This window comes from Terrisporobacter hibernicus (assembly GCF_020809405.1).
Lineage (GTDB): Bacteria > Bacillota > Clostridia > Peptostreptococcales > Peptostreptococcaceae > Terrisporobacter > Terrisporobacter petrolearius.
In genome coordinates this window covers 769,269-792,961 of record NZ_CP081135.1, presented here as the reverse complement: position 1 = coordinate 792,961, position 23,693 = coordinate 769,269, and the positions used below count along the sequence as shown (strand labels likewise).

Annotated in this window: 28 protein-coding genes; 25 read left to right on the top strand and 3 right to left on the bottom strand. The window is 26.8% G+C overall.

Going from position 1 to position 23,693, the window contains the following annotated elements; genetic code table 11:
- Positions 1-13 precede the first annotated feature (13 nt).
- Complete coding sequence (locus JW646_RS03865; protein ID WP_074919166.1) at positions 14-772, top strand: AAA family ATPase; 759 nt, start codon at positions 14-16, stop codon at positions 770-772.
- Between the two features lie 72 nt (positions 773-844).
- On the opposite strand, the gene JW646_RS03860 is transcribed toward JW646_RS03865, so the two are convergent.
- The 3 genes from JW646_RS03860 to JW646_RS03850 form a co-directional block, all read right to left on the bottom strand.
- Positions 845-1,240: an HsmA family protein gene (locus JW646_RS03860; RefSeq protein WP_148557986.1), complete on the bottom strand. Its 396-nt coding sequence runs from the start codon at positions 1,238-1,240 to the stop codon at positions 845-847.
- A complete protein-coding gene (locus JW646_RS03855) occupies positions 1,233-1,673 on the bottom strand; it encodes a MarR family winged helix-turn-helix transcriptional regulator (protein ID WP_148557985.1) in 441 nt (146 codons plus the stop codon). The genes JW646_RS03860 and JW646_RS03855 overlap by 8 nt, the downstream gene beginning before the upstream one ends.
- 120 nt (positions 1,674-1,793) lie before the next feature.
- A complete protein-coding gene (locus JW646_RS03850; RefSeq protein ID WP_228416656.1) occupies positions 1,794-2,342 on the bottom strand; it encodes a DUF3793 family protein in 549 nt (182 codons plus the stop codon).
- A 187-nt stretch (positions 2,343-2,529) separates the two neighbouring features.
- Between JW646_RS03850 and JW646_RS03845 the strand changes: the two genes are divergently transcribed.
- The 24 genes from JW646_RS03845 (at position 2,530) to JW646_RS03730 (ending at position 23,435) form a co-directional block, all read left to right on the top strand.
- Complete coding sequence (locus JW646_RS03845; RefSeq protein WP_074918655.1) at positions 2,530-2,868, top strand: DUF2325 domain-containing protein; 339 nt, start codon at positions 2,530-2,532, stop codon at positions 2,866-2,868.
- 166 nt (positions 2,869-3,034) lie between these two features.
- Positions 3,035-3,247: a FeoA family protein gene (locus JW646_RS03840; protein WP_074918653.1), complete on the top strand. Its 213-nt coding sequence runs from the start codon at positions 3,035-3,037 to the stop codon at positions 3,245-3,247.
- A gap of 15 nt (positions 3,248-3,262) precedes the next feature.
- Positions 3,263-3,490 (top strand): FeoA family protein, encoded by a 228-nt coding sequence (locus JW646_RS03835; protein ID WP_074918651.1) that lies wholly within the window; start codon positions 3,263-3,265, stop codon positions 3,488-3,490.
- Between the two features lie 17 nt (positions 3,491-3,507).
- Positions 3,508-5,598: a ferrous iron transport protein B gene (gene feoB / locus JW646_RS03830; protein ID WP_228416655.1), complete on the top strand. Its 2,091-nt coding sequence runs from the start codon at positions 3,508-3,510 to the stop codon at positions 5,596-5,598.
- Positions 5,599-5,695: 97 nt separating this feature from the next.
- On the top strand, positions 5,696-5,842 hold the full coding sequence (locus tag JW646_RS03825) for a FeoB-associated Cys-rich membrane protein (RefSeq protein ID WP_074918648.1): 147 nt from the start codon (positions 5,696-5,698) through the stop codon (positions 5,840-5,842).
- A gap of 181 nt (positions 5,843-6,023) precedes the next feature.
- Positions 6,024-8,015, top strand: coding sequence for a fructose-1,6-bisphosphatase (locus tag JW646_RS03820; protein WP_228416654.1), 1,992 nt, complete (start codon positions 6,024-6,026; stop codon positions 8,013-8,015).
- 162 nt (positions 8,016-8,177) lie between these two features.
- A complete protein-coding gene (locus JW646_RS03815; protein WP_228416653.1) occupies positions 8,178-8,837 on the top strand; it encodes a lytic transglycosylase domain-containing protein in 660 nt (219 codons plus the stop codon).
- 29 nt (positions 8,838-8,866) lie between these two features.
- On the top strand, positions 8,867-9,292 hold the full coding sequence (locus JW646_RS03810) for a YaaR family protein (RefSeq protein WP_074918642.1): 426 nt from the start codon (positions 8,867-8,869) through the stop codon (positions 9,290-9,292).
- A gap of 10 nt (positions 9,293-9,302) precedes the next feature.
- On the top strand, positions 9,303-9,608 hold the full coding sequence (locus JW646_RS03805; protein ID WP_074918640.1) for a FliM/FliN family flagellar motor switch protein: 306 nt from the start codon (positions 9,303-9,305) through the stop codon (positions 9,606-9,608).
- 20 nt (positions 9,609-9,628) lie between these two features.
- Entirely contained in the window at positions 9,629-9,904 is a 276-nt protein-coding gene (gene flgM, locus JW646_RS03800; protein WP_074918638.1) for a flagellar biosynthesis anti-sigma factor FlgM, read from the top strand.
- Positions 9,901-10,314: a flagellar protein FlgN gene (locus tag JW646_RS03795; protein WP_074918636.1), complete on the top strand. Its 414-nt coding sequence runs from the start codon at positions 9,901-9,903 to the stop codon at positions 10,312-10,314. Before flgM ends, JW646_RS03795 begins: the two co-directional genes overlap by 4 nt.
- Positions 10,315-10,329: 15 nt before the next feature.
- The gene (gene flgK, locus JW646_RS03790; RefSeq protein WP_228416652.1) at positions 10,330-11,637 is read left to right on the top strand and encodes a flagellar hook-associated protein FlgK; all 1,308 of its coding nucleotides are present in this window, start codon (positions 10,330-10,332) and stop codon (positions 11,635-11,637) included.
- Positions 11,638-11,646: 9 nt separating this feature from the next.
- Complete coding sequence (locus JW646_RS03785; protein ID WP_228416651.1) at positions 11,647-12,597, top strand: flagellin N-terminal helical domain-containing protein; 951 nt, start codon at positions 11,647-11,649, stop codon at positions 12,595-12,597.
- A gap of 16 nt (positions 12,598-12,613) precedes the next feature.
- Entirely contained in the window at positions 12,614-12,985 is a 372-nt protein-coding gene (gene fliW / locus JW646_RS03780) for a flagellar assembly protein FliW (RefSeq protein ID WP_074918630.1), read from the top strand.
- Positions 12,986-12,996: 11 nt separating this feature from the next.
- On the top strand, positions 12,997-13,209 hold the full coding sequence (gene csrA, locus JW646_RS03775) for a carbon storage regulator CsrA (protein ID WP_228416650.1): 213 nt from the start codon (positions 12,997-12,999) through the stop codon (positions 13,207-13,209).
- A 13-nt stretch (positions 13,210-13,222) separates the two neighbouring features.
- Positions 13,223-13,606, top strand: coding sequence for a flagellar export chaperone FliS (gene fliS, locus JW646_RS03770; RefSeq protein WP_074918626.1), 384 nt, complete (start codon positions 13,223-13,225; stop codon positions 13,604-13,606).
- Positions 13,607-13,617: 11 nt separating this feature from the next.
- Positions 13,618-15,255: a flagellar filament capping protein FliD gene (gene fliD, locus JW646_RS03765; protein ID WP_228416649.1), complete on the top strand. Its 1,638-nt coding sequence runs from the start codon at positions 13,618-13,620 to the stop codon at positions 15,253-15,255.
- A 17-nt stretch (positions 15,256-15,272) separates the two neighbouring features.
- Positions 15,273-15,593 (top strand): flagellar protein FliT, encoded by a 321-nt coding sequence (locus tag JW646_RS03760; protein WP_074918621.1) that lies wholly within the window; start codon positions 15,273-15,275, stop codon positions 15,591-15,593.
- A 108-nt stretch (positions 15,594-15,701) separates the two neighbouring features.
- Entirely contained in the window at positions 15,702-16,493 is a 792-nt protein-coding gene (locus tag JW646_RS03755; RefSeq protein ID WP_228416648.1) for a flagellin N-terminal helical domain-containing protein, read from the top strand.
- Positions 16,494-16,583: 90 nt separating this feature from the next.
- Positions 16,584-18,821, top strand: a complete 2,238-nt coding sequence (locus JW646_RS03750) for a glycosyltransferase (RefSeq protein WP_228416647.1) — start codon at positions 16,584-16,586, stop codon at positions 18,819-18,821.
- 22 nt (positions 18,822-18,843) lie between these two features.
- Complete coding sequence (locus JW646_RS03745) at positions 18,844-20,682, top strand: CDP-glycerol glycerophosphotransferase family protein (protein ID WP_228416646.1); 1,839 nt, start codon at positions 18,844-18,846, stop codon at positions 20,680-20,682.
- Positions 20,683-20,730: 48 nt separating this feature from the next.
- Positions 20,731-21,126, top strand: coding sequence for a glycerol-3-phosphate cytidylyltransferase (tagD, locus tag JW646_RS03740; protein WP_074918613.1), 396 nt, complete (start codon positions 20,731-20,733; stop codon positions 21,124-21,126).
- Positions 21,127-21,149: 23 nt separating this feature from the next.
- Positions 21,150-22,454, top strand: coding sequence for a hypothetical protein (locus tag JW646_RS03735; protein ID WP_228416645.1), 1,305 nt, complete (start codon positions 21,150-21,152; stop codon positions 22,452-22,454).
- Positions 22,455-22,481: 27 nt separating this feature from the next.
- A complete protein-coding gene (locus JW646_RS03730; RefSeq protein WP_228416644.1) occupies positions 22,482-23,435 on the top strand; it encodes a glycosyltransferase in 954 nt (317 codons plus the stop codon).
- The last annotated feature ends 258 nt before the right edge of the window (positions 23,436-23,693 follow it).

Sequence of the window (23,693 nt, the reverse complement as noted above, 5' to 3'; positions counted from 1 at the left end):
AGGCAAATGTAAAATGGAAGAAATAAATTATAATACTTTTATAAGAGAAGTGAAAATTAATAAAGAAAAAATAGAAAATATTAATGAGTATCCTTTTTCTTTGCCTATAATAAAGCATTTAGAAAGATTAAAAATGCACCCAAAAGTCACTTTTATTGTAGGAGAAAACGGTAGTGGAAAGTCAACCTTATTGGAAGCTATAGCTGTAGCATATGGGTTTAATCCAGAAGGTGGTACCAAAAACTTTAATTTTTCTACGAAAAATAGTCACTCCATACTTTACGAATATATTACCTTGGTAAAAGGAATAAAAAGTCCCAAGAATGGATTTTTCTTGAGGGCAGAGTCTATGTATAATTTGGCTACTAATATAGATGAGTTAGACAGTGTTATTGGTTCAGGACCTAGGGTTATTGATTCATATGGAGGTAAATCTCTACATGACCAATCTCATGGGGAATCTTTTTTCTCTGTAATGTTAAATAGATTTTCAAAAAATGGTATATATATTCTAGATGAACCAGAAGCAGCACTATCTCCATGTAGGCAAATGTCAATGCTTACGAGAATAAATGAACTAGTGAAAGAAAACTGTCAATTTATTATAAGTACTCATTCACCAATACTTATGACTTATCCTGACTCTACAATATATGAAATTAAAGATAGTAAAATTATAGAAGTAAATGTGGAGGAAACAGAACATTTTCAAATAACGAAATCATTTTTAAATAGCAAAGAAAAATTTTTAAATATTTTACTAAATGATTAAAATAAGAACTATTATATAATAAAAATAACAACTATATCACATGATAAAGTTGTTATTTTTATTATTAAAATACTATACTTTCATTCCAAGTACCATTCCTATAAAGTAAGGAATTAACCAGATAAGCCAAACTACAATACTAAACTTATGGAATGTTTCTTTCTTCTTTTCTTCATTTTTATACAATACCCATGTTGCCCAAATAGCATGGAACAGCATAAGGACAATTGCTAAAAATCCAGTAACTCCATGTAACGTTAGCCCCATAGCACTCATTGTATTAGCACCTGATTTGGCTATTTTACTCATAGTTAAAGTACCAGTTGTATCACATATTAAACCTAGCCAAAATATAATTACATGATTTTTTTTAAGATTTTTAGATTTTCTTTCAGAAAATACACCTATTGTATAAAATATTAGAGCTAAAGTTATAGCTACTATTGCAAAAATTAAAATATTACTCACTTTTATTGTCTCCCTTTAATTTATTTCTTAATTCAATTAGATTATTTTTAGTTTTTTTTACCTCATCCTCAGTAAAATTTTCAAATATTTTATCGAAACTTTTATTTATTTCATTCCTAAAGTTTTTAGCATATTCATAACCTTTATCTGAAAACTCCACATAGGTATTTCTTTTGTCATTGTCATATTTTACTTTTTTTACATAATCAGCCCTTTCTAGTCGGCTGACTATGCCGGATATAGTGCCCTTAGCTAAGGACATTTCTTGGCACAATTCAGAGATTGTCACCTTTTCTTTATGTGCTATTAATTTAATAACCATAGTTTGTTGATGAGTGAGGGAACTTCCTTTTAAATTCTCATTAACAATTTCAATTGTACTTGCATATATCTCTTTAATTAGCATTGCTATTTCAAATGAATCATATTTCATAAAAAATCTCCTTATCAGTTTAGTTAAATAAAAATAGTTTGCATGAAAACTTAATGGTTCTTATGCAAACTATTTTATTACTTGGAACGCATTTTGTCAATAACATATTTTTAAATTCTTTCAACTATGAATTAACATTTCTAATGAATAATTATTTTCATAAAGATAAGTAAATAATAGAGTATATCTTTTAAAAATTTTAAATTTATTTATACACAGTTCAACATCGTTATATACTTTCCAACAACCACAAATTTTAAAATTATTTCCTTTATATTTAATAAAATCTTTTACATCATTTAAAGGATAACCTAAAAAAACGCCCACTTCATGAGGTGTTTTATGAAAAAGTTCAAATCTATATTTTAAGTGGTTAATGTAGCCCTCCATATGAATATCTTTATATCCATAAGTGCTTAAAAAATTTGTAACGCTTTTATCTTTTAAAACATTGAGAAGCATTTTTGACCTATAAATGTAAATTAAGTCATATTTATCGCAAGTATAAATAATGTCTAAGTATACATCTAAAGAATTTAAAAGTAGATTATAATTTGTAATTTGAGTACTCATATTCAATTTATTGTTTTTGTAAACCTTAAACAAGCTACCTGTTTTTGCTCCTGCTAAAGTTGGTGAAGCATATTTTATTAATAATTTGTCTATCATTTAGAATCATTCCTTAAAAGTTATATAGTTTTATTATTCTTATAAAATGGCAAATCTATAAATGGATTTTTTATGTAAAATTTGTGAAAATAACCTATATTTCTTGACAGATTGGAAATGAAATGGTACTCTTATTATAAATATTATTGATAATCATTATCAATTATCTAAGGAGGATGGAAGATAAATGACTTTATTGGTAGTGGGTGGAAATGAAAGAATGAAGAGAGATTATATTAATTTAGGAAAAGAAAAAGGATACAAAACAAAAGTAATACTAAATATGTCATCAAAAGCTCTTAAGGATTTTGGAAGTCCAAATGCAGTTGTAATGTTTACTTCGACGGTATCTCATAAATTGAAAACTGTAGTGGAAACTCAAGCTAAGAAAAAAAATATACCTGTTATAAGACATTACAACAACAGTAAAGTATCTTTTTTAGAATGTCTTGATAAAGTAGATGAATGTAATGGAGAATGTTCATCATGTAAATATAATTTTAAAAAAACCAAGAATATTATATAAAATACATAAGAAAAACATAAATGCTATTACAAGTAGTTTTTAATAATGATAATTATTTTCATAAAACTGTTGACATGGGAAATATTGAAAGTTATTATTATAGTATATGAAATTAATTATCAATAAATAGTGAATATCATTTAAATAAATTTAAGGGGATGGTTATATGTTATTGTCTATGGTTTCTTTAGGAGAAATCAAGAAAATAAAAGAATTAAGAGGCAAAGATTCAGTAAAAACACATTTGCAGAGTCTTGGATTTCTTCCAGGTGAAAAAATTGAGGTAATATCAGACAATCCAAGTGGAATTATATTATTAATTAAAAGTACAAAAATAGCTATAAATAAAGCAATGGCAAATAAAATAGTAGTAGAATAGCAGGAGGAAAGATTAATGAAAACATTAAGAGATTTAAGTCCTGGACAAAAAGGAAAAGTAACTAGTTTAGGAGAAAAAGGGCCTTCAAGAAGAAGGTTGATGGATATGGGAATTACACCAGGAGTGGAAATACAAATAGTAAAAGTAGCTCCATTAGGTGATCCTATAGAAGTAAATTTAAGAGGATATGAGTTAAGTCTAAGAAAAGACGAAGCAAATCAAATAATAGTAAATCAATTATAGTAAAGAAGGGGAATAAAATGAGTTCAAATATTGCATTAGCAAAAGATCCAAATTGTTGTAAAACAAAGAGTTTAAATATTGCATTAGCAGGAAATCCAAACTGTGGAAAAACAACTCTTTTTAATGAAATAACTGGTTCAAAACAACATGTTGGAAACTGGCCAGGAGTTACTGTAGAAAAAAAAGAGGGAAAATATAAAAAAAATAAAGCTATGAATATAGTGGATTTGCCAGGAATTTACTCTCTTTCACCCTATTCAGCAGAAGAAATAGTGGCAAGAAATTATATAGTAGAAGAAAAACCAGATGTACTTATAAATATAATAGATGCTACAAATATAGAAAGAAATATGTACTTAACACTTCAAATACTAGAAACAGAAATTCCAACTATTGTAGCCCTAAACATGATGGATGAAGTTGAAAATAGTGGTACTCAAATAGATATCGATAAAATATCAAAACTTTTAGGCGTTAAGGTTGTACCTATAGTGGCGAGAAATGGCAAAAATATAGATTTGTTAATGGAAGAAGTTAAAAAAACATCAAATGAAAAAAATAAAGATTTGAAAATTTACTCTAAAGATGTTGAGGAATTTTTAGAAGAAATTTTATGTCATATTGATGATAATGATAGTCGTTTGATAAATTATAGATGGAGGAGCATAAAATTATTAGAAGAAGATTCCATAGAAAGTGAAAAACTTCCACAATATAAAAAAGAAGAAATTCAATCTATTTTAAGTAGAGCTAATGAGAAATTAAATGGAGATGCAGAAGGCGAAATTGCAGATCAAAGATACAAATTCATATCTAGTGTAGTAGGAAAAACTGTTAAAAAGAAAGAAAAATTAGATGGTAAAAGAATAGAAACTACATCTGATAAAATAGATAAAATACTAACAAATAGGTTAATAGCTATACCTGCATTTTTAGCAATAATGTATGGATTATTCTCTATAACCTTTGGTGAAGGACCTTTAGGTATAGGTGTATGGCTTCAAACTATAGTTGTTGATTTTTGGGATGGACCATTAACTGAAACAATACTTACGTCATTACAAAATATGGGTGCTAGTGAATGGGCACTATCTTTAGTTGGGGACGGTATTTTAGCAGGTCTTGGGGGGGTTGTTTCCTTTTTACCACAAATCCTTGTATTATTCTTACTAATGTCAATTTTAGAAGACAGCGGATATATGGCAAGGGTTGCCTTTGTCATGGATAAGATCTTTAGAAGATTTGGTTTAAGTGGAAAATCATTTATACCACTACTTATGGGATTTGGGTGTTCAGTACCAGCTCTTATGGCGAGTAGAACTTTAGAAAATGAAAAAGATAGAAAAATAACAATGATGATTACTCCATTTATGTCTTGTGGAGCAAAGTTACCAATTTATCTAATGTTTGCAGCAACATTATTTGCAAACAGTAATCAAACTTTGATAGTTTATTCAATTTATATGTTAGGTTTAGTTGTAGCGGTAATATCAGCACTTATACTAAGTAAATTTATAGTAAAAGGTGAAGCATCAAACTTTATAATGGAACTTCCTCAATATAGAGTGCCAACTTTAAGAAGTGTATTTATACATGGTTTCGAAAAAGTTAAAGGATTTGCAATAAAAGCAGGAACAGTTATATTAGCATCTACAATATTGATTTGGTTATTATCAAACTTTAACCTTAGCGGTATGTGTGAAATGGAAGATAGTATATTAGCATCAATAGGTAGAAGTATTCAGTGGATATTTGCACCCCTTGGATTTGGCAACTGGAAAGCATCAGTAGGAGTAGTAACAGGATGGATAGCTAAGGAGAATATAGTTTCTACATTTGGAGTATTATATGGAGCAAGTGATGCAATAACAGAGGCGGCTATGGAAGGAAGTGCAGCAATTCCAGGTGTGGCAACAGCATTTACTAGTGCAGCAGCATTTTCATATATGACATTTAACTTACTTTGTATGCCTTGTTTTGCAGCTGTTGGAGCTATGAAAAAAGAAATGGGATCTTGGAAAGATACTTTAATAACAGTAGGATTCCAAATGTTAGTTGCTTGGATAGTTGCATTTTTAGTATATATGGTGTGTGGATTTATCTTCTAAATCAAAAATACATTTTTGAGAAAGGTCGTTGCCTGAAATTTCATGGGGCCCACACAGTGGCTTAAGCAAAGTAAAATTTAAATAAAGGAATGATATTATGATAAATTACTTAATCGGAATAGGAGCAGCATTAATAGTAATTTTAACGTGTAGAAATTTTATAAAGAATGCTAGAAGTGGAGAAAGTAAATGTTCTTGTGGTTGCAATGGGTGTTCATCTGCAAATCAGTGTAACCATAAATAATAATTTCTTAAAAATCTAACCTTCCCTAAAAAAGAATGAGATAGCTCATTCTTTTTTATTTGCATAAAAATATATTATTGTAATTTGGAATAATATATAAAGAGTAGCTATAAGAAAAATTAATATAAAAATATATGTTATAATAATTTATAGTAAGAAAATTAATAGGGAGGAATTTTATATGAAAGAAATATATGAAGTTTCAGATGATTATTTAAATAGTCAGATTAAATATTTGAAATTATTATCTAAACAATACTCAAGCATATCTAAAGCGAGTGCTGAAATTATAAATTTAAAAGCAATATTAAATCTTCCTAAGGGAACAGAACATTTTTTGTCAGATATTCATGGGGAATATGAGCCTTTTGTTCATGTATTAAAAAATGCATCTGGAGTAATAAAAAGAAAAATAGAAGAGCTATTTGGAAATTCTATGATAGAAAGCGAGCGAAGAAGACTGGCCACTCTTGTATATTATCCGGAACAAAAGCTAGATTTGATTGAAAAACAAGAAAGTCAAAAAGAAATAGAAGATTTTTATAGAATAAGTATTCATAGATTAATTGAACTTTTAAGATATGCTTCAAGCAAGTATACAAGATCAAAAGTAAGAAAATTCCTTCCAGAAGATTTTAAATATATTATAGAGGAGTTATTACATCCAGACTCAACGAGTCCTCATAAAGATGAATATTATAAAAGTATAGTAGATTATATTATTGAAATAGACAGAGCAAGAGTATTTATAATAGAAGTTTCTAAGGCAATACAAAAACTTGTTATAGATAGATTACATATAGTTGGAGATATTTATGATAGGGGACCAAGACCTGATATTATTATGGATACTTTGATGAATTACCACAATGTGGATATACAGTGGGGAAACCATGATATATTATGGATGGGGGCTGCATCAGGACAAAAATTATGTGTAGCCAATGCCATAAGAATATCTGCAAGATATGCTAATTTAGATATAGTAGAAGATATTTATGGTATTAATATATTACCTTTAGCAACGTTTGCACTAGAAGTATACAAAGATGATCCATGTACAGAATTTATACCGAAGATGAGTGATGATGAGGCCTCTATAACTGAAAAATCATTAATGGCAAAAATGCACAAAGCAATTAGTATAATTCAATTTAAATTAGAAGCAGAAATAATTAAAAGAAGACCAGAGTTTGAAATGGATCATAGGTTATTATTAAACAAGGTAAATTACAAAGAGGGAACAATAGAACTAAAGGGTAAAACTTACAAATTAAAAGACATAAACTTCCCAACAATAGACCCAAAAGTTCCTTATAAACTAACACAAAGAGAAGAAATTGTTATAGAGAAGTTGGCTACATCTTTTGAAAATAGCGATAAACTTCAAAAACACGTAGGATTTCTATTCTCAAAAGGCAGCATTTATTTAAAAACTAATGGTAATTTACTTGTTCACGGGTGTATACCTTTAACTAATGATGGTGACTTTATGTCTATGAAAATTGACAATCACGAGTATAAAGGAAAAGCATTAATGGACAAGATGGAATCTTATATTAGAAAAGGATACTTCTTTGATAAAAATCATCCAGAAAAAGAATATGGAAAAGATATGATGTGGTATTTATGGACAGGCAAATGCTCATCATTATTTGGAAAAGATGATATGACCACGTATGAAAGATATTTTATAGCTGAAAAAGAAGCTCAAAGAGAAAATAAAAATCCATACTATACTTTAAGAGAAGAAGATGAAATATTAAAGAGGATTTTTGATGAGTTTGATTTAGATTTTGAAAGCGGTCACATAATCAATGGCCATGTGCCAGTTAAGAGTAAAAATGGTGAAAGTCCATTAAAAGCAGGTGGAAGAATTTTAGCTATTGATGGTGGTTTTTCTAGAGCTTACCAAGGTAAAACAGGAATAGCAGGATATACTTTAATATATAACTCACAAATGATGCAATTAGTATCACATGAGCCATTCTCATCAGCAGAAGACTCTATATTTAATGAAAAAGATATATTATCCACGTCAATAATTGTGGAAAATAGAGTAAATAGAATGTTTGTAAGAGATACTTACGATGGAATGAAAATCCAGCAAGAAGTAAATGATTTAAAGATGTTAATAATTGCTTACAAAAAAGGTCTTATTAAAGAAGTTTAGATCAAATAGAAAGTACGAATGAGCTATGCTATTAAAAAAATTAGTAAATAGCTCATTTTTATTTATAATTAAAATACTAAACCTAAATAAAAAAATAATTTATTGTATAAAGATAATTTAGAAATTGACGTATTATAAAAATAAAAAGGTTGAGGAGAATATATGATTAATAGCGTTGACTTATTAAAATACCAGCTAAGTAATTCTTTGACTGGTTTAAATAAATGTAGTTGTGAATCAAGTAGTAATTCTTTTGACATGGTAATGATAAGTTTGTTAAAAGCAATCTCTACAACTAATTCACAAAATATAAATATAAATATAAACTTAAACAATAAAAATCTTGGCAAGATAACAGGATTAGAAACATTAAATAGTAGTCAAAATTCAAATAAAATACAAGCAACTAATAAAGATAAAAGTGTAAATGAAAGAATAGAAAATGCAGTGGCGAAATGTGCTAAGAAATACGGGGTAAATGAGAATTTGATTAAATCAATAATAAAAGTTGAATCTAATTTTAATCCTAACTGTGTGTCTGGTGCTGGTGCAAAAGGATTAATGCAGCTAATGCCATTTAACTGTACTGACTTAAAAGTTAAAGATCCATTTAATATAGAACAAAATATAGACGGTGGAACAAGACATATAAAAGAATATCTAGATATGTATGGTGGAGATGAACAGATGGCATTGATGGCTTATAATGGGGGACCAGGAAGAATGGCTAGTAGAGGAGTTAAATCCATCAATGATTTATATAAAATGCCAAGGGAAACTCAAAACTATGTGCCAAAAGTAATGAAGTACTATAAAGGATAATTAAAATATTTATAATATAGAGGATAAATATGAAAGTAGAACAGGTAGGTATAAATAGGAATATTAATACTATAGAAAATAGAGGAAATAAACAAAAAAGTAGCTTTAATGATAGTTTTAATCTGGAGAATAGATTTAAAAGTAAAGAAGAAATTGAATCGTATATGAAAGAAATAAAATCAATTGGCGAAAAAGTGGTGGCAACTCAAAACTATAGTGATGTGGTAAATTATAAAAGGGCCATTAAGTTATATTTAAAGTCAGTTGTAGATTATATGTACAGTTTAAATCAAGATTCTAGTTTTTGGGATGGAAATTATTTTAAAACAGTAAAAATAGTAGATGAAAAATTAGAAAGTATTACTAAAGAATTATTGTACGATCAGAAAGATAATATAGACTTAGCCACAAAAATAGACGAGATAAATGGACTTTTAGTCGATATGTATTTATAAAGGAGGGCATATGAATAATATTTATTCAGTAGAATTTGAACAATTAGCAGAAGGTGAAAAAATACCAACTGATAGTGCTAACCAAATATTCGGTGCACTTATGGATATAACCATATCTATGGGAAGTGCCAAAGAAAAAATTGGTAAAATAGCAAACTATAAAGTGGGAGACATAATAGTGCTTGATAAGCACGTTGAAGAAACACTTGATATAAATGTTAACGGAAAAATGATAGCAAGTGGAGAGAGTATAATTATAGAAAACAAATTAGCAGTTAGGCTTTCCCAGATTAAAAGTGTAAATCAAGATATTTAGTTAATACAAGGAGGTGCACTATGAAAATTAATAGTATTAAGTTTACAAATATAGATAATGTTTATAAAACTAAAAAATTGGGAGTTGAAAACATAAATAATAAAAATAATAAATCAGATTCAGTACAAATATCAGATTTAGGAAAATATTTAAATGAAGTAAATATAAGCAAAGAAGATGTAAATATGGAAAAAGTCAACGATATAAAAAAACGAATTGAAAATGGAACATATTCAGTAGATTCAAAAGCTTTAGCAAAAAAAATAATAGAAAAGATGGAAGGTGATAATAATTGAATTCACAGTTAAAAGTAGTAATATTTGAAGAAAAAAATATTATTAAAAATTTATTAACTCTTTTAGATGAACAGTATAACCTTATAATAGATAAAGATGTTATAAAAATGGATAAGATAGCGAAAGAATTAGATGAATCAGCAAAAAATTTAGCAAGAATAGAAATAAAAAGAAGAAATATTATGGGTAGTGAATCTAGTATGAAAGAAGTTGTTGAAGCTAGTGATGATGAAAAAATAAAGCAAGCTTATGAAGAAATACAAGCTACCTTAAAGATGATAGAAATCCAAAAAGAAGCAAATGAAATACTTATAAAGCAAAGATTATTCTTTACCCAAAAAATGATAAATTGCATTAAACCTAATAAAGGGATAGGGACATATAATGCTTATGGGCAAGTAGGTAAATAAGATAGGGGGATATATATGGCTGGATTATTAGGGAGTTTATACTCAGCTAAATCGGGAATGAATGTAAGTCAGGCATCTATACAGACTACATCCCACAATATTAACAATATGAATACACCTGGGTATACTAGGCAAAGAGTTGAACAAAGTGCAAAAAGTGCTTATAGTAACCCGGGATTTAATAGTAGTCTTGGAGCAGGTCAATTAGGGACAGGTGTAGAGGCTACTAATATTATGAGGATAAGAAATACTTTCTATGATTATCAGTACAGAAGCGAATCTCATAACTATGGAGAAGTAAGTACGAAATATCAATACTATACAAATATGGAAACCATATTTAATGAGCCTTCAGATACGTCAATTTCAGCATCAATAGCCAACTTTTTTTCTAGTTGGCAAGAATTATCAAAGAACCCTACAGATGTAGGTTCTAAGGATATTATGGTTCAAAACACTAAGTATCTTGCTGATAACATTAGTAATATAAAGAAAAAACTAGATAGTTTGGCACAACAAGCTGATAAGAAGCTTAACGAAGATGTTGAAGAAGTAAACAATATGCTTGAGCAACTAAAAAAATTAGATAAACAGATAAAAATAGTTGAAGGTAGTGGTAAAACACCTAATGACTTGATGGATGAAAGAGATAAGGTTTTAGATGACTTAAGTATGAAACTAGATTTAAATAATGATGATGTTAAACAGCTTTTGGAAAATACACATGATGCAAGTGGTAATTTTACACCGCTAACTGTAGATGACATAAAAGGTTTGGGTAATGTTTCAGGAGAAATACAAGGTTCTTTAGATATGATAGATAAAATAAATGAATATACTACAAGTTTAAAAGACTTAGCAAAGGGTATAGCTGAAGGTGTTAATAAAGTTCTTTCAGATGGAGGTGCTAAACCATCTGACTTATTTATATTTGACGCTGATAAAGATCCAATATTAAGTGTAAATAAAAATTTATCAGATAATCCTAGGGATTTTGAAATTTCAACAGAAACAGCCTTGGCAATGTATAAATTAAAGGATGAAAAAATAACTATAGGGGGGGAAACAACTACTATAGATAAATTTTACAACCAAATGATACAAAAACTAGGTAATGAATCGCAAGAAATAATAAGACAAGAACGTAACCAAAGTAAAATAATCAAAGAAATAGATAATACAAGATTAAATACATCAGGAGTATCTCTGGATGAAGAAATGGTAAATTTAATACAATTTCAACATGCATATAGTGCTAGTGCCAAGGTGGTATCTACTATAGATAGTCTTTTAGATGTAGTTATAAATGGTCTGAAGAGGTAGGGGGTAAATATGAGAATAACAAATACTTCAATGATAAAAAATCACATGTATGATACTCAAGAAAATTTAACTAGAATGAGTAAAATAAATGAGCAGATAAATTCAAGTAAAATGGTAAATAGAGTTTCTGATGATCCACATAAAGCTATAAGGATAATGAACTTAAATAATGAAATAAGATACACAGAAAAATATAACTATAATATAGATGAAACTGTAGGTTGGATGGATACAACTGATGGATCTTTGGACCATTTAGGTAATATGCTTGGAGATATAAAAGATGATATATTAAAGGTTGGTAATGGTGTGTATTCTGATGAAGAGTTTAAGGCTATTCAGGCTGAAGTGAATGAAAAAATAAAAGAAATTGCCGATGTAATGAATACTACTTATGGTGGAAAATACATGTTTGGTGGGACTAATGTGGATGAGCCACCTATAACAATGGAAGATAAAAATGGCGTAATTACTTTAAAAATTAATCCAAATTCAAATATGGGTGATTTAAGAGCTGACATATCTGATGGTATAAATATAGATTATAATATATCAGCTGGTGAGATTTTTAATGGTAAAGATAATAATGGTACATCAATAGATTTTCTTGAAGAAATTAATAATGTGTCTAAACTTATGGATAAAATAGCAAACGGAACTGATGATGAAAAAAGCAAAGCCAAAAAAGAATTATTAGGAACGACTAAGGATAATATAGATAATTTGTATAATCATTCACTAGATGAAAGAACTTCTTTAGGTGTTAGAGTAAATACAGCGGAAAAAGTAAAGGGACTTAATGAAGAAAACATACTAAATATGAAGGGCGTATTATCCCTAGACCAAGATGTAAATCAAGTTGAGAAATTTATAGAGTTAAAATCGGCTGAATTAGTATATCAAGCATCTATAAAAGTAGGAACTACATTAATGCAACCTACTATATTAGATTATCTATAAAATGTTGGAGGGATCTATGCAAATATTTTTTGAAAAGGGAATACCAGGACTTGAAAAATATAGAGAATTTGAAATAAATCAAGTTGAAAGCAATGAAAAATTTAAGCAGATAATATCTATAGAAGATTCAAATATTGGATTTATAGCTATATCTCCTTTTGAAATCAAAAAGGATTATGAATTAAACTTAAGTGACGATGTAATAAAAGAATTACAAATAGATAGTCCAAAGGATGTATTAGTATTAAGTTTAATAACTCTAGGAAAAACTTTAGAAAAAAGTACAGTTAATTTAAAAGCTCCTGTTATTATAAATATAAAAAATAACAAAGGTAAGCAATTAATATTGCAAGATGATAAATATAACATAAAAGAACCTTTAGTATAAGGAGTGGGATGATGTTAGTAATTACTAGGAAAAAGGAAGAATCTTTATTGATTGGTGATGATATTGAAATAAAAATAGTCAAAATAGATGACGGAAGTGTAAAAATTGCAATAGATGCCCCAAAGGATAAAATTATACTTAGGAAAGAAGTATATGAAAATGTAAAAAAAGAAAATGCTAAAGCAGTTGCAAATACAGATGAAATATTAAAGTTGTTAAAGTAAGGAAGGAATATTTATGTATACATCAAACCCGTATAATACATACAAGCAAAATTCAGTAAATATGGCATCAAAGGAAAAACTACTATTGATGCTATTAGATGGTGCTGTTAAATATACAAAAATAGCAAAAACAGCAATACAAGAAAAAGACATAGTTAGAGCTCATAAGGAATTGATTCGTGTTCAAGATATATTTCTGGAATTAATGGTTACAATGGATAAAAGTTCTGGCAAGTATATGGAAGAGTTATATAATTTATATGATTTTATAAAAAATGAACTGGGAAGAGCAAATATAAAAAAAGATGTAAAAATAATCGATAGTTTATTACCTATAATAGAAGACGTGCGTGATATGTGGTATGAAGTAGATAAAAAGATAAAAACAGGAAAATAGGAGGGGATTTTATGTCAAGTGTAAGTGGAATAAGATTACCTGGTTTAGCAACAGGTATGGATACTGAAACTATGGTAAAAGAAATGCTTACAGGAGAACAAAATAAAATAGACAAAGCTAAGCAAAAAGAGCAAACTTTAAAGTGGCAACAAGAAATTTATAGAGAAGTTATAAATGACGTAAAAGGTTTTAATGATAAATATTTTAGCTTTACATCTAAGGATTCGATATTAATTAGTAGCGCTTGGAACACATTAGCTGTAAATAGTTCTAATTCAAATGTGATAACTGCAACAGGGAGTGCAGGAGCCAATGCAGTAAATTATAAGTTTGAAGTAAGTAAACTTGCTACCTCAGGAAAAGCAAGCTCAACAACTGCTAAAGGTGGAAAAATTGAAAAAAATAGTGAGTTGAAAGATTTAGGCCTTGGTGCAGGAACTACTGAATTTTCTATACGTTATGGAGATAAGGATAATGAAGTAAGTAGTAAAATAACTATAAGAACAGAAGATAAATATAAAGTTGATGAAAAAGGTAATTTTGTATATGAAAAAGATAAAGATGGAAATAACAAATTAGATGAAAGCGGTCAACCTATAAAAATAGTTGAAGAACCAGCTGATACAATAGATACTTTAATAAAAAAAATAAATAACGCTAGTGATGGGAACATAAAAGCATCTTATAGTGAAATGACAGGAGCATTTACAATAGAGTCTACAAAAACTGGTTCAAACAATGGATTTACAATTGTAGGGTCAGATGGCAAAACATCAAGCGATGCACTAGATTTTTTGGAATTAAGTGGGAAAGATGCAACGAGTGGTAAGTTTTTAGGAACTGATTCTGAAGTAAAAGTTTCTTCTCTAGATGATAAATTCAGTAAGAAATTAGTAAATTCAGGAAATTCATTTGCTATAGATGGTATTACTTATAATCTACAGGGCATTACACAAGCAGGTGAGACAGTAGAAATTACTTCAAAACAAGATGTGCAGCCTGTAGTGGATAAGATGAAAGCCTTTGTAGAAGATTATAACAAAATAATGGACAAAGTATATGATACTTTAATCCAAAAACCTAATAGAGAATACCCTCCGTTGACTGAATCTCAAAAAAAAGATATGGATGAAGATGAGATAAAAAAATGGGAAGAAAAGGCAAAAAAAGGTTTGCTAAGAAATGATTCTGATATGAGAAAATTCATGGATGATATGCAAAAATCTATATTTGGAGATAATATGCAAATTCTCAATGAAATGGGATTGAAATCTCACGAAAACTATAACAAAAGAGGCCAAATATCTTTAGATGAGGCTAAATTTATAAAAGCATTAGAAAATAATTCAGATAAAGTATATGATATGCTTGCAAAAGGAAGTTCTAGTGTTATGGAAAATATGAAAAGTACCATAGGTAAGTATGTAGGTAACTCGTCTTCTATTTTTGCTAAAAAAGCTGGTCTTGATAAAACTGCATCAGCAACGAATAATTTTTATTCAGAACAATTAAAAAAACAAGCAGATGCCATAAAAGAGTTACAAAGAAAAATGAATAATAAAGAAAATGATTTATACAAGAAGTTTGGACTATTAGAGTCAAATATGAATAAATTTAATTCTCAAATGAATTATTTCGCACAAATGTAAATTTGGGGGAATGTAATATGACAGAAAAAATTAGTTTATATAAAGAAATATCATTACAAATTGTTGAATCATTAAAAAATGAAGATATATATATATTAGAAAAATTATTAAATAAAAGGCAAGAAATACTAGACAAGCAAATTGATAATAATGAATTTAAGTTTAAGTTAATTAATGAAGGAATTATTGACATAGATAGACAGATAGAAGAACTTTTAAAAGATAATATGTCAAAAATAAAGCAAGAAATAAAAGAATATAGACTGTCAAAACAAGTTAATAACTCCTATATGAATTACATTAACAAAAATTTAAATATTTTTAATAAAAAAGTATAAAGTATTTTAAAAGTATGTCGAATAAATATAGTGTAAACAATACTTGGCCAAGTATTTGTATAAAAAAAATAAGACAAGGATGTCGTAAAAACTAGGGAGAGTATAAAAATGAGAATAAACACTAATTTAAATGCTATGATATCAACAAATCAAATGGCAAAAAACACTGCTTTAGCAGGAAATTCTATGGAAAAATTATCTACAGGTTTAAGAATAACTAAAGCTGGAGATGATGCTGCAGGACTAGCTATATCTGAAAAAATGAGATCTCAAATAAGAGGTATGGAACAAGCAGATAGAAACGTACAAGATGGTGTATCTATGGTACAAACTGCAGAAGGTGCATTAGAAGAAGCAGGAAATATAGTTCAAAGAATGAGAGAGTTAGGAGTACAAGCTGGTAACTCAACATTAGAAACTGCTGATAGAGATAAAATATCTTTAGAATTAGAACAATTAACAGAAGAAATAGGTAAGATAGCTTCAGATACTAAGTTTAATAATACTGCAGTATTTAGTGCTAATACAGTAACAATACAAGCTGGTGCTAATAGTGAAACAAGATCATTTAAAGTAGGAACTTTAGCTACTACAGTAACTTCAGATGTAGCTGATACTGCAAAAGCTAAAGCTGTTGTAGATGCAGCAACTACTGACTTAGCAAATATAAACGCATCAAGAGCTAAATTAGGAGCAGTACAAAATAGATTAGAATATACTTCTTCAAACTTAACAACATCAACAGAAAACTTATCTGCAGCAGAATCAAGAATAAGAGATGTAGATGTAGCTAAAGAAATGGTTAAGTTATCTAAGTTCAACATATTAACTCAAGCTTCTCAAGCTATGGTAGCTCAAGCTAAACAACAACCAGAACAAGTAACTCAATTATTAAGATAATTAAATTTGAATTAACTTTAAAACTAAGGGGGTAAAGCATATGCTTTACTCTTTATTTTTAAAGTTAATTAGCTTGAAAGGAAGAATAATATGTTACTAAGTATAGTATTGATGATAAAAAATGAAGAAAAATTTTTAGATAAAACATTAAATGCATTAAATAAAATAAGAGAAAAAGTTGAAAGTGAATTAATAATACTAGATACAGGATCTATAGATAAAAGTGTGGAAATAGCTAAATTATACACTGGCAAAGTTTATTTTGCATCGTGGAATGATAACTTCGGTCATATGAGGAATAAATCAATAAGTTATGCTAATGGTGAATGGGTACTTATTTTAGATGCAGATGAAGAGCTTATAGAATGTGAAAAAATGATTAATTTTTTCAAAACAGATTTACATAAAAAATATAATTCAGCAGCAGTAGAGTTAAAAAATATAAACTCGGAAGATGGAAAATCTTATAGTAAATCAGCAAATCTAAGGCTATTTAAAAAAGAAGGTTTTAGGTATGAGGGTGCAATACACGAACAACCTATGTATAAAGAACCTGTATATAATAACATAGCAGTATTTAATCATTATGGATATTTATATGTAGATGAAGAATTTAAACAAAAAAAACTTAAAAGAAATGAAAAAATTTTATTAAAAGAATTAGATGAAAATCCTAATGATCCATATATAAATTTTCAATTAGGTAAAAATTTTATGGCAATAAATAAAAAAGAAGAAGCATTGTCTTATATGGAAAAATCTATGAATCTACATAGTGAATGGAAAGATATACCGCCCTATGTTTATTCTAATCTAGCAAAATTTTATGTTGAATTAAAACAATTTGGTAAATGTGAAAAAGTTTGCATGGAATATTTACAAAAAAAGGATGATAAAAATATTGACATATATTATTTCTTGGCAATTAGTCAAAGCTTCTTATACAAATATGAAGAAAGTTTAAATAGCTATGAAAGATATATATATTTAGTAGATAATTATGATATATCAACACAAGCAAATAGTATATATGCTGATGGGATTACAGTTGGATTAAAAGAATATGCGCAAAAAAATATACTTAAAAATTATTACTATTTAGAGCAATATGAACAAGTGATTGAAAAATATAAAAATATAGATTTTGATGAAATTAAAGATATATATGATATTTTATTTGAAAGTTTATATAAGACAGATAAAATAAAGGAAATATTAAATATATATAATAAGAAAATATTATCAATAGTAGATACAAAATATATAGAATCTAGTTTAGAAAAAACAATATTAAAAGTTAAAGAAATAGACAAAATTAAAATATACCAAGTTTTATCAAATATAGAAAATGACTATGGTTTATTAAATAAAGTAAGGCTAGGAGAGAAATTTACAATAAAAGAATTAAATGAATTATTATCAAGTGGAAAACAAGCATACTATGGTGATATTATTTATTATGCTCTTAATAATAACCTAGATATATTAGACTTACTACAAAATGTAAGTTATTCATATATGAAAGATTATTTTAATCATGTAATTTACAGTAATAGAGACTGTTTACTACAATTATATAACTGGATTTTAGATGAACCTAATACATTAAGTTTAAATAAACTTAATGTATATAGTTGTTTATTGAAGGTGTTACTAGAAGATGGAAGTTTTGATAATGAAAAGCATGAGAAATTATTTTATATGTATATAATCTATAGATATAATTTTATAAAAGAAATATATAATCCTACTTTATCAAATGAGGAGCTTATAAGGTTATTACAAGATAAAGAAGATGAGTTTGTAATTAAAATTAATTTAGCACAAAAGCTAAAAGATAAAGAACCATTAAAGTATATACAAGAAATAAGAAAGCTAATTTTAGATAATGAAAAATATAAAAAAGGAATAGAAATTCTCATTGATAAGTTCAGCAAAAACATTAATGAAGGTGAAGAAATTAAAAAACTTAAGAGACAGTATAAATTACTTATAGAAAATAGCATAAATTCAGGAGATATAAACAATGCATTAATTATGATAAATGAATATGAAAATATGTATAGTGAAGATATTGAAATATTGAATATGAAATCGATTTTATCATTGCTAAATAACAATTATGAAGAAGCAGAGATATTCTTAAAAAAATCATTTTTGTTGGATTATGAAAATATAAACACAATTTTTAATATAGCTTATTTAAAAGAAGTAAAACTAGAAAACAATGAAGCAGTGATGTTTTACAATAAAATAGTAGATATTAGTGAAGATAAGGATTTGATTTTAGAGGCAAAAGGAAAAATCAAATTACTGAAAGAAAGTTAAAAAGTACTAAGGAGATAATAAAATGAACATCATCAATGAAATAAAAAAATTGATAGTAAATAATAAAATAGAACAGGCTTTTGAACTTATAATAGAAAATGAAAATACACTTTCAAATAACTCTGAATATTGGAATCTAAGGGGAATGCTGTGCTATAAAATTCAAGAATATAATTTAGCCATAAATTGTTATATAAAATCAATAGATATAGAAAATGATTTTTTAGATTCTTATTTTAACTTAATATATATATATATAATTACTGATCAGAAAATGAAAGCTGCTTTATATTCAGGGTTGGCACTAAAGTATAGTGATGATATAAACTTTGAAAATGAATTGGTTAGTGTTTTTGAAGATGATTTATTAGCTCGCGAATATATTAATATAATAAAAAAAGTTAAAAGTGATGACAGTATAAATTATAAAAATTTAAGTTTTGTAAAATATTTGGCTACTATGTTTGATGATATAGATGAGGAATATATAAACCGTATTTATAAAAATAATGTAGATAAATCATGGGCATTTTTAAAAGACGATCTTATTCTAACAAATAATAAAATAATCAAATTAGAAGATTTTATAAAATCAAGAGATAATATTAATTTTGATATGATTATAAAATATGATATTAATTATATAAAAACCACAAGATATATTGCATCAAAAGGCATAAAAAAATGTTTTATCATGGTAGAAAATAATAAAGTTTGGGATTTAATAGAAATTAACTCCAAAGATATGGAAAGCCTTAAAAATGAAGATTATAAAAAAACTATAACATTAAATAAATTTAATGCAGCAGATTCCAATGTATATGCACTTATAAAGTATATGCCACAAAAATATAAAGAGAAATATAAGTTGAATATTATAAATGGTAGAGATGTTTTAAGTTTAGAAAATGTTGTAAAAGTTCCTTTGAAATCAAGGGTAACAGTATCAGGATTTAATACATTTACGCATTATCCTAAGTTTACATATAACATTGATGTTGGTCATGGAGATGTGGTATTTAAAGCATGTGGATTGATGGATAAGAAAAATAAACAATTTGCATTTACACCAGAAGAATATCAAAGTATAGATAAGATATGTGTTATATCTAATATGACAATGTTGATTAAAAGTTCGTTTTCGGCAATACCTGAAGATAAATATGATATAACAGGAAATCCTAGAACAGATATATTACTTTTAGAAAATGGAAGAAAAAATTTGCAGAAATTATTAGGAATATCATTAGAAAATAAAAAGATTATATTTAATATGCCAACATTCCATGTGCATGAAAATACAAACACAGCAAGTGGATCTAGAGAGCTTGATGATAGTATAAAAATAAAAAATTTTGATTACGAAGATTTTAATAAATTTTTAGATGAAAATAATATGATTTGTATATCTAAGGTGCATCATGGTGAAGAGAGAACGATTACTAGTAAAACAAAAGGTAGAAAATTAGATAATATGATATTTATATCAAATGAAGATTTAGATAAAGCACAATTAGATTTATATGAAATTTTAAATGCTGCAGATATGCTAATTACAGATTATTCAAGTATATATGGAGATTTTCTGTTTATGGATAAACCTACTATATTTGTAAATACAGATATAGATATATATGAAAAAGAAAGAGGAATAGTTTTGCAACCGTATGATTTTTGGGCAGCAGGTCCTAAGGTTAATAATCAAGTAGAACTAACAAAAGAAATAATAAATTGTAGTAATGATACAAGCTATTATAAAAAAGAACGTAATACTATTAGAGATATTTTTTATTATTATAAAGATGGAAAATCAAGTATAAGAGTGTGGGAATCTATAGATAATGTAATAAATAAAATATAAAAATATATTTAGGCATAAATTGTAGCAATTTTTATTAGGGAGGATATGATGAAGAGGATCTTAACATATGGAACGTTTGATCTTTTGCATATAGGACATGTAAGGATAATAAAAAGAGCAAAATCTCTAGGAGATAAGCTTATAGTTGGTTTATCTAGTGATGAATTCAATTCACTAAAAGGTAAAAAAGCGGTCTATAGTTATCAAGAAAGAAAAGAAATATTAGAATCATTGGAAGATGTTGATTTAGTAATAAAAGAAGATTCGTGGGAACAAAAAATAGATGATATAAAAAAATTTAACATAGATATATTAGTAATGGGCGATGATTGGGATGGAAAATTTGATTATCTAAAAAAATATTGCAAGGTTTTGTACTTGAAAAGGACTGAAAATATATCAACAACAGAAGTAAGAGAAGATATAGTGAAAAACTGCAAATAAAGTCATTAAGAAAGGAATAGATAATGATTACACTAAATCAAATAAGAGAATTAATAATTAAACAAGATAAAGAATTAGAAGAAATATTATTTAGTTATTTCTCTCAAGAAAAAACTAAAAATGAAATAGTAAATGAATTTGTAGATGATTTAGAACTACAGAATTTTACAATAATAACTCTAGGAATAGATAGACAAGATGATATACTTAAGCAACTAAAAACATCTAACAATAATATTATAAATATAATTGAAAACGAAGATTTTATACATGAAAATAAATATGTAGAAAATGGGATAACATTATGTGAAGTAAATCCTAAAAAAGTTAATGATATTATTGAATACTTATTAAGAAGAAGTGAAAACTGTATAATTCTATCTAGTGATATAAATAAACTAGATTCAATTAGTAAATTAGAAGCTGATTTTAAGATGATTTATTATGCTGATGAAAATTATCATATAGATAAAACTGGTTTCTTAAATAATATAGATATTTACATAGAAAAAGAAGTTTGTAATAAAAGCAATATTATAATTACTGAGAATATAGATATTTACAATTATAAAAAAATTATTGAAAAAAGAGATAATATATATTTATTAAATGAAAATAATAAAGAGTTTAATATAGAATACATAATAAAAAATTTAGGAAGTATTGACCATTGTGATATAAAAAATGATTTAAAAGAATATGCAAGAGTTATAGAGGATGAGTATGAAAAGTCAAAATATGTAATTGCCTCTGAGTGTGATAATATACAAAACTGTATTGGGCTAGCTAAGTATATATATGAAAAATATAATACAAAAGGTATATATAATATATATATATCACTATTAAATCAAAGTAAAGATTATACGAATTTAATAGCAACAGCAATAAATAGTGAACATTGTGAAGACGTTTATAAATGTGAATTATTATATTTACATTCTTTAAATGAGTATGATTTAATTAATTTTATAATTAATATAGCTATAAAAAATTATAAAGATATTGATTCTATGTCTGGAGAGAATTTAAACTATAAGTTAGCTCTTTATAATTTTGAATTAAATATGTTTAAAATAGCGTTAGATAAATATGTAGAAGTAATAAATAATAACGATAGTTTGGCTAAGTCTGCTTTGGTTAATAGAAACATTGGATACTTGATGTATGCAAATGGAAATAAAGATTATGAAAAATATTATGATTATTATGAAGAGTTTATCAAAGGATTAGATGAAGAAGAATGCGAAGAAATTGATTTTAAACAAGATGATATATATGATGAATTACTAAATCTGTTGGATGGAGTATTATCAAGTGATTTATAAATTACAAAATAAAAATTGGAGAAGATTATGGAAAATGAAATAAAAGTAAGTGTTAGTTGTATAACTTATAATCATGAAAAATATATAGAACAGGCTATACAAAGTTTTCTAATGCAAAAGACAGATTTTAAGTATGAAATACTTATACATGATGATGCTTCAACTGACTCAACTGCTGATATTATAAAAAAGTATCAACAAATGTATCCGGATATAATTAAGCCTGTATTACAAAGTGAAAACCAATACTCAAGAGGTGTAAAACATATAAGTTATACATATAACTTTAATAGAGCTAAGGGCAAATATATAGCATTATGTGAGGGGGATGATTATTGGACAGATAAATATAAATTACAAAAGCAAGTTGATTATATGGAGTCCGATTCTGAATGTACGCTTTGCACTCATTCAGTAAAGAGAGTAGGTACAGAGAGTGCAAACGATATAGGGCTAATTAGACCTAGTAAAGTAAATAGAGAATTAGATATAAGGGAATTTATATTAGGTGGTGGAATGTTTATAGGAACAAATTCCATACTTTTTCCCAAAAAAATAATTGATGATCTTCCAACGTGGTTTTTTGATGCTCATGCAGGTGATTACCCATTACAAATTTTTCTTGCAAATCATGGTAAAGCATACTATATAGATGAAACAATGTCAGCGTATAGAGTTAATGTACAAGGATCTTGGACTAATAGAGTGTACTTCTCATATGAGCAAAGAATTGAACATTTTAAGAGAGTGGCTAAGATGTTAGATGAAATCAATGAGTATACAGAATATAAATACAATAAAGAAGTAGAGATTAGAAAAAGATGTAATTTAAAAGATGTAGTACAATATACATGTTATATATTAATGAAAGAAGGCAGATTTGATGAATTGAACAAAGGTAAATTTAAAAGATTTTATAATGAATTAAGTAATCAAGAAAAAGTAGAGTTATATGTAAGTTTTAGAGGTATTAGACTTTAGAAAAAATATTATAGAGAAGGTCTATTATATTAATAAAATTAAAAAATATGTAAAAGCAATTTTTTACTTAGGTTCATAAATGTGATATATAACTAAAAATGAGTAAGAAACATATTTATAATATCATTTATAAATATAATGCATTAAAGTGCAAAATATTGAATTAAAATGTAAAAAAATGTATAATTATGTTGATAAAAAATAGCTTAAAGGTGATTATAGAACTTGAAAAGTTATTATCGAATTATAAAAGGAGAT